The sequence below is a fragment of the Streptomyces sp. JW3 genome (assembly GCF_052216785.1).
GTDB lineage: Bacteria > Actinomycetota > Actinomycetes > Streptomycetales > Streptomycetaceae > Streptomyces.
In genome coordinates this window covers 1-12,018 of the sequence record NZ_JBQOUX010000041.1, presented here as the reverse complement: position 1 = coordinate 12,018, position 12,018 = coordinate 1, and the positions used below count along the sequence as shown (strand labels likewise).

General features: G+C 71.8%; 12 protein-coding genes. 10 read left to right on the top strand and 2 right to left on the bottom strand.

Annotated features, from left to right (window positions below; genetic code table 11):
- Window positions 1–57: 57 nt before the first annotated feature.
- Complete coding sequence (locus ACTT8P_RS18405) at window positions 58–834, bottom strand: thioesterase II family protein (RefSeq protein ID WP_442832738.1); 777 nt, start codon at window positions 832–834, stop codon at window positions 58–60.
- Window positions 835–1,123: 289 nt separating this feature from the next.
- On the opposite strand from ACTT8P_RS18405, the gene ACTT8P_RS18400 reads away from it, so the two are divergent.
- Both ACTT8P_RS18400 and ACTT8P_RS18395 read left to right on the top strand, forming a co-directional pair.
- Window positions 1,124–1,549: a hypothetical protein gene (locus ACTT8P_RS18400; RefSeq protein ID WP_442832737.1), complete on the top strand. Its 426-nt coding sequence runs from the start codon at window positions 1,124–1,126 to the stop codon at window positions 1,547–1,549.
- Window positions 1,546–3,129, top strand: a complete 1,584-nt coding sequence (locus tag ACTT8P_RS18395) for a multicopper oxidase family protein (protein WP_442832736.1) — start codon at window positions 1,546–1,548, stop codon at window positions 3,127–3,129. The genes ACTT8P_RS18400 and ACTT8P_RS18395 overlap by 4 nt, the downstream gene beginning before the upstream one ends.
- A gap of 233 nt (window positions 3,130–3,362) precedes the next feature.
- On the opposite strand, the gene ACTT8P_RS18390 is transcribed toward ACTT8P_RS18395, so the two are convergent.
- Window positions 3,363–3,842 (bottom strand): MarR family winged helix-turn-helix transcriptional regulator, encoded by a 480-nt coding sequence (locus tag ACTT8P_RS18390; RefSeq protein WP_442832735.1) that lies wholly within the window; start codon window positions 3,840–3,842, stop codon window positions 3,363–3,365.
- 149 nt (window positions 3,843–3,991) lie between these two features.
- On the opposite strand from ACTT8P_RS18390, the gene ACTT8P_RS18385 reads away from it, so the two are divergent.
- The 8 genes from ACTT8P_RS18385 to ACTT8P_RS18350 all read left to right on the top strand — a co-directional run bounded on the left by ACTT8P_RS18385 (window position 3,992) and on the right by ACTT8P_RS18350 (window position 11,985).
- On the top strand, window positions 3,992–5,695 hold the full coding sequence (locus ACTT8P_RS18385) for an MFS transporter (protein WP_442832734.1): 1,704 nt from the start codon (window positions 3,992–3,994) through the stop codon (window positions 5,693–5,695).
- Between the two features lie 51 nt (window positions 5,696–5,746).
- Entirely contained in the window at window positions 5,747–6,532 is a 786-nt protein-coding gene (locus tag ACTT8P_RS18380) for an SDR family NAD(P)-dependent oxidoreductase (protein WP_442832733.1), read from the top strand.
- 261 nt (window positions 6,533–6,793) lie between these two features.
- Window positions 6,794–7,309 (top strand): flavin reductase family protein, encoded by a 516-nt coding sequence (locus tag ACTT8P_RS18375; RefSeq protein WP_442832732.1) that lies wholly within the window; start codon window positions 6,794–6,796, stop codon window positions 7,307–7,309.
- A gap of 30 nt (window positions 7,310–7,339) precedes the next feature.
- On the top strand, window positions 7,340–8,125 hold the full coding sequence (locus ACTT8P_RS18370; RefSeq protein WP_361161933.1) for an AfsR/SARP family transcriptional regulator: 786 nt from the start codon (window positions 7,340–7,342) through the stop codon (window positions 8,123–8,125).
- A gap of 23 nt (window positions 8,126–8,148) precedes the next feature.
- On the top strand, window positions 8,149–9,213 hold the full coding sequence (locus ACTT8P_RS18365) for a methyltransferase (protein WP_442832731.1): 1,065 nt from the start codon (window positions 8,149–8,151) through the stop codon (window positions 9,211–9,213).
- Between the two features lie 122 nt (window positions 9,214–9,335).
- A complete protein-coding gene (locus ACTT8P_RS18360) occupies window positions 9,336–9,986 on the top strand; it encodes a hemerythrin domain-containing protein (protein WP_442832730.1) in 651 nt (216 codons plus the stop codon).
- A gap of 138 nt (window positions 9,987–10,124) precedes the next feature.
- A complete protein-coding gene (locus tag ACTT8P_RS18355) occupies window positions 10,125–11,231 on the top strand; it encodes an LLM class flavin-dependent oxidoreductase (protein WP_442832729.1) in 1,107 nt (368 codons plus the stop codon).
- 73 nt (window positions 11,232–11,304) lie between these two features.
- Complete coding sequence (locus tag ACTT8P_RS18350) at window positions 11,305–11,985, top strand: response regulator transcription factor (RefSeq protein WP_442832728.1); 681 nt, start codon at window positions 11,305–11,307, stop codon at window positions 11,983–11,985.
- The last annotated feature ends 33 nt before the right edge of the window (window positions 11,986–12,018 follow it).

Here is a 12,018-nt window from a genome sequence, read left to right as displayed (position 1 = left end):
CCGATTAAGCGAGGCCAAAGCACGGTGACGGTCGGACGTGAACCGGCCCGGCGGCGATCAGGGGGAGGCCGGGGCGGGCCGCGCGGCGAGCGCGCCGACGACGGTCGCGGCCACGCCGTGCACCTGGTGGTCCAGGTAGAAGTGGCCGCCGCCGAAGACCTGCACGGCACCGGCCGCGGTGGTGTGCCGGGCCCAGGCGCCGGCGTCGGCCCGGGAGACGATCGGGTCCTCGGTGCCGACCAGCGCGGTCACCGGAATGCCGACCCGGGCCCCGGGGTCGGCCCGGTACCGGGCCACCGCCCGGTAGTCGGCGCGGATCGCGGGCAGCGGCAGGGCGCGGAGCTCGGCCGCCGACAGCGGGCCACGGTCGGCGGCGCCGAGCGCGGACAGCTCGGCGCGCAGGGTCGCGTCGTCGGCCAGGTGGGCGGTGGGCCGGCGCAGCACCGAGGGCGCGCAGCCGGCCGAGGCGAACAGCCGCAGCGGCGGCTCCGCGCCGGCCGCCTCGAACCGCCGGGCCACCTCGAAGGCGACCAGCGCGCCGAGGCTGTGCCCGAACAGCGCGAGGGGTCCGGGCAGCGTGCCGCGCAGGGCGTCGAACGCCTCGTCCGCCAGCCGCTCGACGCTCTCCAGCGGGGCCTCGGCGCGGCGTTCCTGGCGCCCCGGGTACTGCACGGCGACGGTCTCCACCTGGGGCGACAGCGCGATCGCGAGCGGCCGGAAGTAGCTGGCGGAGCCGCCGGCGTGCGGGAAGCACACCAGTCGGGGGCGGCCGTCGGCGGGGGCGGCGACGAGCCGTCGTATCCAGGGGGTGCGGGCGTGGGCGTGCGTGGGCATGGGCCGGCCTCCGGGTCGTGGGGCGGTCGTTGCTGGGGGTGCGCCGGGAAAGCGTAGGCAGCGCGCGACGTGCGGGAAACACGGAACGGCCCGGCTTGAGGCGGACCCGACGGACCGCTTTATCGGCGCTTAATCGCCCCGGGTCAAGATCGGCCGGACTCCGCTCCCGCGCCTGCGCGCGCAGGAACGGGGTTGCGCATGGGTACGACAAGACGATTTGATAGCTCACGAACTGTTGGGCACATGCGCCTTTGTCCCACGACGCCCACGACGCCGTTGAGGTACACCCATGTCGTTACGCAAGTCCCTGATCTCCCTGCGGATCACCGCGCTCCTCCAGTCCGTGCTGATGCTCGCCCAGGTCGCCCTGGCGGGCGGTTTCCTCGGCGGCCACTTCGACATGTTGCGGATGCACGGCCTGCTCGGCCGCGGCATCGTGGTCGTCGCCGTGCTGATGGCCGTGGCCGCGTTCCTGGTCCGCCGGGCCGGCGGTCCCGGGTCGGTGCTGCCGGCCTCCCTCGTGGTGCTGCTCGCGCTCATCGGCCAGATGATGCTCGGCCTGAACCGCAGCGTGGCCGCGCACGTCGTGCTCGGCGTCGTCCTGGTCTCGGCCGTCGCCGTGCTCTCCCAGCGGGCGATGACCACCCCCCTGCCGCGGACCGGCCCCGCCGCTCCCGCGCGGGCGAGCACCGTGGAGACGGAGCTGGTCCCGTGAAGCGGCGCGCCTTCCTCGGCGCGGGCGGCGCGGTGCTCGGCGCCGGCGCCCTCACGGCGGCGGGCTGGCCGCTGCTGAGCGACTACGTCGCCGAGGGCCGCCCCGGTGAACTGCTCACCAGCGACGCCGAACTGCCGAAGCGCTACCAGGTGCCGCTCCCGGTCCCACCGGTGCTCGAACCGGTGTCGACGAGCGGCTCCACGGACACCTACGAGATCACCCAGCGCGCCGCCGACCTGGCGATCCTGCCCGGTCTGCGGACCAGGGCGTGGACCTACAACGGGACGTTCCCGGGGCCCACCCTGGTGTCCCGCTCCGGACGGCGCACCGTCGTGCGGCACCGCAACGAACTGGACCGGCCCGCCGTGGTGCACCTGCACGGCGGGCACACCCCGGCGGCCAGCGACGGCTATCCGACCTCGCTGATCCTGCCGGCCGACGGCTCCTACGACGCCCACACCGCCGCGATGGACCTGTCCGGCGGCGCGCACGGCATGGCCATGGACCACGGGGCGATGGACCTGGCCGAGGGCACCCGGAACTACACCTATCCGTTCAACCAGCGGGCGGCCACCCTCTGGTACCACGACCACCGCATGGGATACACCGGCGCCGCCGTGTGGATGGGCCTCGCCGGGTTCCACCTGGTCCGCGACGACGAGGAGGAGCGGCTGCCACTGCCCCGGGGCGAGCGGGACATCCCGCTGATGATCACGGACCGTTCGTTCGCCGCGGACGGGCGGTTCAAGTACCCCTGGATCGACCCGGAGCTGCATGTGCCCGGGGTCACCGACGCGTACATGAACGGCGTGCTCGGTGACGTGGTGCTGGTCAACGGGGCACCCTGGCCGGTACTGGCGACGGAGCGGCTGCGCTACCGGCTGCGGCTGCTGAACGCCTCCAACGCCCGGCTGTACAAGCTGGAGCTGGACCCGCAGCCCCCGGGCGGCGGCGCGTTCGTGCAGATCGGCAGCGACGGCGGGCTGCTGGACCGGCCGCGCCGGCACGACTCGCTGGAGATGGCCCCGGCCGAACGCTTCGACGTCGTGGTCGACTTCGCCCGCTACCGGCCCGGCACCGAGGTGCGGCTGCTGAACCGCTTCGGGGACGGCTCCACCGCCGAGGTGATGCGCTTCGACGTCGGTTCCGGCTCACCCGCCGACGACACGCAGGTGCCGCAGCGGCTGAGCGAGGTGGCCCGGCTGGACGCGGACCGCGCGGTGGTCACCCGCGACTTCCACTTCCGCGGGTCCACCGCGGGCTGGACGATCAACGGCGAGGAGTACCGGCCGGGCCGTGCGCTGGCCCGGCCGAAACTGGGGCAGACCGAGGTGTGGCGCTTCACCACCAACTTCCACCACCCGGTCCACCTGCACCTGGACCACTTCCAGGTGGTCTCCCGCAACAACCGCGACCCGGGGGCGTACGACCACGGCTGGAAGGACACGGTGGACCTGCGGCCGGCCGAGGCCGTCGAGGTGGTCACCCGGTTCACCGACTACCCCGGCGCGTTCATGATCCACTGCCACAACCTGGAGCACGAGGACATGGCGATGATGGGCGACTTCGTCACCGAGTGACCCCGGTGGCGGCGGGCGCGCGCCGAAGGCCCCGCCGCCACCGGCTCCCGTGACGTTCCGCGCACTTGTGAGGGGCGCCCACCGGCGAACCGGTGGGCGCCCCCCTTTTTCTGCTGCCTTACCTCCGCTTCACAGCCGTCGGCTGAGATGCGTCAGAGCCCGCGCGCGAACGCGGGCGGACGCGTCACCGAGGCGAGGAACCCCATGCCGACAGCACCGCGCGGAGCCCCCGCTCAGTCCGGCCTGACGTTGGAGCGGATCTTCTCCAGCAGCGTGCTCAGCTGCGCCACGTCGGTGTCGCTGAGCCCGCGCAGCATCCGCTCCTGGCTGCGCAGGGCGACGGACTCGATCTCCTCGTACCGGGAGCGGCCCTCGTCGGTCAGGGCGACCACGGCGGTGCGGCGGTCGGCGCCGTCCCGGGTGCGCGCCACCAGCCCGCGCCGCTCCATCGTCTCCAGATGCCGGGAGAGCGTGGGCCCCTCGATGCTCAGGTACTGGGCGAGGGTGCGCTGGATCATCGACCCCTCCAGCTTCAGGGTCGCGAGGATCGTCCACGTCGCGAAGGTCACCCCGGACTTGCCGAGTTCGTCCTCGAAGAACCCGCGCGACTCCTTGGCCGCCAGCCGCAGTTTGGGAGCGATGCTCTTGCGCAGCCAGACCGGCCCCGCGTCTGTTTCCTTGGCCCGTGCCTGGTCGGCCTCTTGCTTAGGCACCCGCACCTCCGCTCGCTGCCTGGTCACCACAGTATCTCCTGCCGCCGAACCGACGGGCAAAAGCCGGTTGACCATAATGTTGACCATGATGGAAATCGTTCGTTAGGCTACTAACTATTTGCTCGTCCGGCAACCTGCGGGAGCCCATCGTGAGTGATCTCCGTACTGGCACCGCGGCCCGGACGGCCCCGTCCGATCCACCGCCGCCGTCGCGACGCACCTGGCTCGGACTGGCCGTCATCCTCCTGGCCGCCTTCATGGAACTGCTTGACGTCACGGTCGTCACCGTGGCGTCCCCCGAGATCCAGACCTCCTTCCACACCGGCTACGCCCAGGTGCAGTGGATCCTGGCGGGCTATCAACTGACGTTCGCCGCCGGGCTGGTGGCCGGCGGCCGGCTCGGGGACATCTACGGCTGCCGCCGGGTGTTCGTCTGGGGCGTGCTCGCGTTCGCCGCCGCCTCGCTGCTGTGCGGCACCGCGACCGGCGGCACCCAGATCGTGCTGTACCGACTGCTCCAGGGCCTCGCCGCGGCCCTGATGTTCCCGCAGGTCCAGGCGATCATCCACGTCACCTTCACCGGGAAGCACCGGGCCGCCGCGTTCGGCGCGCTCGGCGGCGTCACCGGGCTGGCCGGCATCGCGGGACCGCTGGTCGGCGGCGCGCTGGTGGACCTGGACCTGTTCGGCTCCGGCTGGCGGATGATCTTCCTGATCAACGTGCCCATCGGGCTGCTCGCCGCGGTCGGGGCGACGCTGCTGGTGACCGAGCACCGCTCCGCCCAGCGGCCCGGCCTCGACCTGGTGGGCACGGTGCTCGGCACCGGCGCGGTGGCCCTGGTGACCTTCCCGCTGATCCAGGGCCGGGACGCCGGATGGCCCTGGTGGATCTGGACGATGCTGGCCCTCGCGGCGCCGGCCCTGGGCCTGTTCCTGCTGCACCAGCGGGCCCTTGAGCGGCGGGGCGGCCAACCGGTCGTCGACCTGGCCCTGTTCCGCGGCGGCTCCTTCGGCACCGGCCTGGTGGTCCAGTTCATGAGCTTCGCGGGCATCTCCGCGTTCTTCCTGGTACTGGCGGTCGAGTTGCAGGCCGGCTACGAGTGGTCCGCGCTCCGCACCGGCCTGGCCTTCCTGCCCATCGCGGTCGGCACCGGGCTGGCCTCCGGCATCGCCATCCCGCTGCTGCCCCGGCTGGGCAAGCGCCTGGTGCAGGCCGGTGCCGCCGTGATGGCGCTCGGCATGGTCGCGCTGATGGTGACGCTGGACGCCTATCCGACCGACCTGTCCTTCTGGCGGCTCGCGCCCGCCGGTCTGGTGGTCGGCCTGGGCCTCGGCCTGATCGTCACCACCGTCAACGACGTCGTGCTCGCCGAGGCGGTCGGCCCGAGCGCCGGCTCGGCGGCCGGCGTCAAGGCCACGGTGGGCCAGTCCGGCAACGCGGTCGGCGTCGCGGTGCTCGGCGCGATCTTCTTCGGCCTGCTGAGCGGCAACGCGGGCGCCGCCGCCCGCCACGAAGTACCGCATCTGGACGCCGAGTTGAGGCACCTGTCGGTGTCCGCCACGGACACCCGGGCGCTGGAGCGCTCCCTGGTCGACTGCTTCACCGCCCAGGCCCGTACCGACGACCGGTCCGCCCCCGTACCCGAGTGCGCGGCGCTTGACGAGCGGGCCCGCCGCACCGGCGACCCCGCCGTGCCGCGGCTGGTGCACGCCTCCCTGGAACGGGCCCGCCAGCAGCACTTCTCGGACTCGATGAAGACCGGCCTGCGCTACGAGGTGGTCGTCTACGGCCTGGTCTTCCTGCTCGTCTTCCTGCTCCCGCTGCGCCGCCTGAAAGCCGGATCGGGGCACTGACCCACCCGCCCGCCCACCCACATCAGCACTCACCGTGAGGAAGCCCGCATCATGGACGACACAGCTCAGTACCGGCCGTTCGCCGGAAAGGCCGCCCTGGTCACCGGCGGCGGCAGCGGCATCGGTGCCGCCACCGCCCGGCTGCTCGCCCGGCAGGGCGCGGCCGTGGTGGTCAACTACCGGTCCAACGAGACCGCCGCCCAGCAAGTGGTCGAGGAGATCACGGCGGCCGGCGGCACCGCGGTGGCCCTGCGCGCCGACGTCACCCGCGCCGACGAGGTCGACCGGCTGGCCGACCGGGCCCGGGAGACGGTCGGGCCGGTGGACGTCCTGATCGCCAACGCGGCCGGCGTCGACGGCCGGACCGCCCGGCCGGGCCCGCTCCTGAAGGCGCCCCGCACCCAGGCCCTCCAGGTGGTGCAGGCCCAACTGGCCGCCTTTCTCAACCCCGTGCACGCCCTGGTGCCGGGGATGATCGACCGCGGCGCCGGCGGCGCGGTGGTCGCCGTCGGCGCCACCCTGGCCCGGCGCTCCCCCGAGGGGTTCGGCGCGCTGTCCATGTCGAAGTCGGCGCTGGAGGCCGCGGCCCGGACGCTCGCCCGTGAGGTGGGGCCGGCCGGCGTGCGGGTCAACCTGGTGGCGCCCGGCCTGATCCTCAGCTCGCTCGCGTCGGACGTGCCGGAACACGTCCGCAAGGCCAACGCCGACCGGACCGCCGTCAAGCGCAACGGGACCCCCGAGGACGTGGCCGAGGCCATCGTCTTCCTGGCCTCGGACCGGTCGTCGTACCTGACCGGCGGACACCTCCTGGTGGACGGCGGCACCGCGATGCTCTGAGCCGGCGCGGAATAGGCATGCGGCCCGGGACGAGGGTGTGTCCCGGGCCGCATACCTATTCCCCGGCCCGCCCGCCGCCACGGAGCGGACCCGGTTCGTCCGAGAGGTTGATGCGACCCCAGTCGGCAACTGGTAGCTTCAAGCCATCGAAGAGAAAATACCGAGTTCCTGTGGTCAGCGCGCACCTCGAGGGGCACCCTCGCTTTTCCGTCCCCTCGGACAATCGACACGCCTCTCGACATGAAACAGGAAGAAGCACCGATGGCACAGCAAGCCACCGCGGCGGAACGCGACGCACTCATCGATCAGCGACAACTACGCGCGATATTCGGGCGATTCGCGACCGGCGTGACGGTCATCACGGCAAATTACTCCGGCGAGCTTTTCGGAGTGACCGTGAACTCCTTCACCTCGCTCTCCCTCGATCCCCCGCTGGTCCTTTTCTGTCTGCACGACAGGTCGTCCTTCCGCGCCGCCCTGGACGTCGGATCGTCGTTCACCGTGAACATCCTGTCCGAGGAGCAGCGCGGCATCGCCGGCCTGTTCGCCTCCGGAGTCGACCGGTTCCTCAAGGTCAACTCCCTGCCGGGGCTGGGCGGCAGTCCCGTGCTCACCAACTCGCTGGCCTACGTCACCTGCGAGGTGACCCAGCAGATCCCGGGCGGCGATCACGTGATCATCGTGGGCCGGGTCATCGACACCGGTCTGCTGAGGCGCCAGGGGCGGCCCCTCGGATTCTTCGCCGGAGCCATGCACAAGCTGAAACCGTATCAGTAGTCGCCGATCCGCAACGGGGGATAAGTAAACGTGCGTTTCAAGCTTCTGGGACAATTGCAGGTGCACGACGGGGATCGCATTCTCACCCCGCAGGCACACAAGCTCCGTGCGCTCCTGGCCGCCCTTCTGGTCAATCACCACCGGGTTCTCTCCATCGAGTCCCTCATCGACGAACTCTGGCCGCAGGGCCCGCCCCGTACGGCACTCCAGGCGCTGCGCGTCTATATTTCGCAGCTCCGGAAAATGCTGCACAGCAGCAGCGCCGGCAGCGATCTGTTCCTCATCGGGGAACCGCCGGGGTACTATCTTTCCATCGGCGACGGAATGCTGGACGTCGTCGAATTCGACCGGCATCGCGAACTCGCCATGGCGGCCCTGGAGAACCACGACGCGGAAACCGCGCTCCAGCATTTCTCGAAGGCGTCGAAACTCTGGCGCGGGGCGCCCCTGGTGGGGCTGCGCGAAGGCATGCTGGTGCAGAGCGCCGCCTCCCGCCTCGAGGAGTCGTGGATCGGCGTCGAGGAGGGCCGCATCTCCCTGGAGGTGCGGCTCGGCCGGCGCCGCGGGGAGGCCATCGCCCGGCTGCGCGAGCTGGTCGCCGCCAATCCCTACAACGAGCGTCTGCACGCGCTGCTGATGGTCGCCCTCTTCCTGTCGGGCCGCAGTGGCGAAGCCCTTCAGGTGTACCGCACCACGAGGAAGTGCCTCGTGGACGAACTCGGCATCGAGCCGGGTGACGACCTCCGCCTGGTCCACCGGATCGTGCTGGACTCCGACCGGGCGGCGCTGGAAAACGTCGGCATGTGGACGGCCTGACCGTGAACCGAAAGGAAACTTCCATGACCAGCTCGGACTTGACCACCTCGGAAAAGACCATCTCGCCGGCGCCCGGCGCCCCGCTGGACGACGCGTTCGACATCATGCTGGTCGGCTGGTCGTTCATGCGCAGCAAGCTGCTCATGACGGCCATGGAGATGGGCCTGTTCGAAGCGCTCAGCAAGGAGTCCGGCACCGCCGGGCAGATAGCGGACCGCATGGGTCTGCACGAACGCGGGGTGCCCGACTTCCTGGACTCGCTGACCGCGCTGGGCCTGCTCACCCGCGACGCCGCCGGCGTCTACGCCAACGGCCCGGCGGCCGCCCGCAACCTGATCCCCGGCCAGCAGGGGTACGTCGGCGGCTTCCTGCGGATGACGACGGACTTCATGGGCGCCGGCTGGGAGACGCTGGCGGACATGCTGCGCACCGGCGACGCCCACGGCCAGGACAAGAGCAAGGTCCCGTTCGCGCAGATCTTCCGCGACCCGCAGCGGCTGCGCCAGTTCCTCAGCGCGATGGACAGCCTCAACGGCGCCATCGGCCCCGAGCTGGCCCGGCAGTACGACTGGTCGCGGCACACCTCCTTCGTGGACATCGGCGGCGCCCGCGGGAACCTGGCCGGCACCCTGCTCCAGGCCCACCCGCACCTGCGCGGCGGAGTCTTCGACCGCCCGGTCATGCGGCCGTTCCTGGAGGAACTGGCCGACGAGCGCGGCGTACGCGACCGCATGTCGTTCCACGGCGGCGACTTCTACGTCGACCCGATCCCCGGCGCGGACGTGGTGATCTTCGGCAACGTGCTGCACGACACCCCGGTGGCCACCCGGGAGGGCCTGATCGCGCAGGCCGCCGCGCACCTCCCGGCCGGCGGCGCCGTCATCGTCTACGACCCGATGATCGACGACGACCGGCGGGACGCCGACACCCTCCTGATGAGCCTCACCATGATGATGCAGTCCCCGGCCGGCAACGAGTACACGGCCGCCGAGTGCCGCTCCTGGATGACGGCGGCGGGCCTGGAGGTCGAGCAGGTCCTGCACCTGCCCGCGCACGCGACGGCCGTGGTGGGGCGCAAGCGCGCCTGACCCCGTCCGGTCCGAGCACGAGATCCCCGATGGGCGGCCGGCCTCCCCTTCCCGGCCGCCCATCGGCGTGTCCCCACACCTCCGCGACACATCCGCACGGCACACCGAAACGGAGCGCAAGGATGGCCAGGAACGGCAAGAGCCACGTGGACCTCACCATCATGCTGGTCAGCCACGACGCCTTCCGGCGGGACCTCGGACGGCTGGAGCGGGCCGCGGCCCGCCGCGGCCGCGGCGAGGACCCGCTGGCCCGCAAGCGGGTGGCGACCGGCTGGCAGATCTTCCGGTCCCAGCTGCACATCCACCACGAGGGCGAGGACCGGGACCTGTGGCCCCGGATGGTCAAGGGCCTCGCCCACCGCCCCGAAACCCTCGCCACGCTGGCCGAACTGGAGGCCGAGCACGAGCGGCTGGACCCGCTGCTGGCCCGGGTGGACGCGGTACTCACCGACCCGCTGGTCCCCGCGGACCGGGTCGAGGAGGCGGTGGCCGACCTCGCCGCGTGTCTGGAGTCGCACCTGGCGCACGAGGAGGCGGACGGCCTGCCGTACATCGCGGAGGCGCTCAGCGCCGAGGAGTGGAAGTCCTTCACCGCCGTACAGCGCGAGAGCCTCGGCCCGACCGGGGCCGCCGAGCTGTTCCCGTGGCTGCTGGACGAGGCGTCCGAGGACAACCTCCAGCGGGTGCGCTCCTTCATGCCGGCGCCGATGCGGATGGCCATGAAGACCCTCTGGGGGCCCGCCTACCGGGCCCGCGGCACCTGGACCGGCTGACCGACGGCCGCCCCTGCGCCGGCACTGCCCAGCTCTTACGGCGCCTTAATCGCCCTCTGCCACGGTGAACATGCCCCTCCAGGCTCCCCCGGGCCCCGGCGGGGCACGTCGAGCTTCCGAGCATCCGGAGAGGGTTCCATGGCACACGCGATGTCCGCCGAGAGCGGCTTCAAGCTGGGGCTGTTCGCGCCCAACGCATCATCCGGCCTGGCCATCACCACCGTCCCCGAGCGCTGGTCGGGGAGCTGGGACGACAACCTCCGGCTCGCCCGGCTGGCCGACCGGACGGGGATCGACTTCCTGCTGCCGGTGGGCCGCTGGATCGGCTGGCCCGGCACCACCTTCCACGACAGCGTGCTGGAGACCGTCACCTGGGCCGCCGGAATGCTCGCGGCCACCGAACGCGTCTGCGTCTTCGCCACCGTGCACAGCGCGCTGCTGCCGCCGGTGGTCGCCGCCAAGCAGCTGGCCACCCTCGACCGGATCGGCGGCGGCCGGGCCGGGCTCAACATCGTCGCCGGGTGGTACCAGGCGGAGTACGAGGCGTTCGGCCTCGACCTGCCGGGCAGCCCCGACAAGCGCTACGCGCACGCCCAGGAGTGGTGGGACGTGGTGAGCCGGCTGTGGAGCGAGGAGGAACCCTTCGACCACGACGGCGAGTTCTTCCCCGGCCTGCGCGGCCTCGCCACCAGTCCCCGCCCGGCCGCCGGCCGGCTGCCGGTCGTCAACGCCGCCGTCTCCCCGGCCGGCCGCGCCTTCGCCACTCGCAACGCCGACTTCCTGCTGACCGCCACCTTCGATCCGCGGCGCGGCCGGGCCCTGGTCGACAGCGTCGAGGAGGCCGCGGCGCGGGCCGGCCGGCCGCGGACCGGCGTGCTCTCCAACGCCTATGTGGTGTGCCGGCCAACCCGCGCCGAGGCCGAGGAGTTCCTGCGCTACTACGCCGAGGAGAACGCCGACTGGGCGGGCGTCGACACCGTCATGAGCGGCCAGGGCATCAACCCCCAGTCGTTTAGCCAAGCGCAAATAGACCTGTTCCGTCCGCGCTTCGCGGCCGGACACGGCGGCTTTCCACTGGTCGGTACGCCGGACGAGATAGCTGACAGCATCGCGTCGTTCGCCGAAGCGGGCGTTTGTGGCCTCGCACTGTCGTTCGTCGACTATCTTGGCGAACTCGAGTACTTCTCGGCCGAGGTGCTGCCGAGGCTCGAGAAGGCGGGTGTCCGACGGACGGTGAGGAGGTAGCGCGTCCGCGTCCCGCGTCGAGGCCGGCGCAACCGTCGATGATCAGGGGGAGTCATTGATATCCGTGCGCGTCATGGGAAATGACGATGTCAGACGCCGCACTCTGCACGAACGTTTTGTCGCACTGGGCGAGTTCGAGGTACTGCCGGGCCAGGGGCAGCCGGCCCCGCGGGTGGATCTCGTGGTGGCCGCCGTCGACCGGGACAGCATGATGCTGGCCCACCGGTTCACGTCCCACCCGTCCGCCCAGCCGTCCGTCTCGCACGCGCCGACGCTGTTCGTGGCCGACGAGCCGTTCCGGGAGCTGTCCGGAGCGATGTGGTTCGGTGCCCGCGGCATCGTGCTGAGCACCGCCCCGGACCGGGAACTGGCCGACGCGGCCCTCCTGGTGGCGCAGGGCTGCACCGTCATGGCGGAGGAGGTGCTGCACTGCGATCAGCTCAGCTCGGGGCACCTGGCCTTCGAGTGGACGGTGAACCGCGACGCGCGGGCCACGCTGAGCGTGATGTCGCAGCGGGAACGCGAGGTGCTCGCGCTGATCGGCTCCGGCCGGGACAACACCGAGATCGCGGACCTGCTGTGGGTGAGCGTCAACACCGTGCGCTCGCACGTCCAGCGGCTGATGCGGAAACTGGGCCTGCGCAACCGGCTGTGCCTGGTCATCTTCGCGCTGGAACTGGGCCTGGTGGACCTGGAGGACACCGTTGTCAGCGGTGCGCGGGCCACGGCCGCCCCGCTGGCCCGGCGGGAGTAGCCCGTACACCGAAGCGGGCCCCGGCACCTGGTG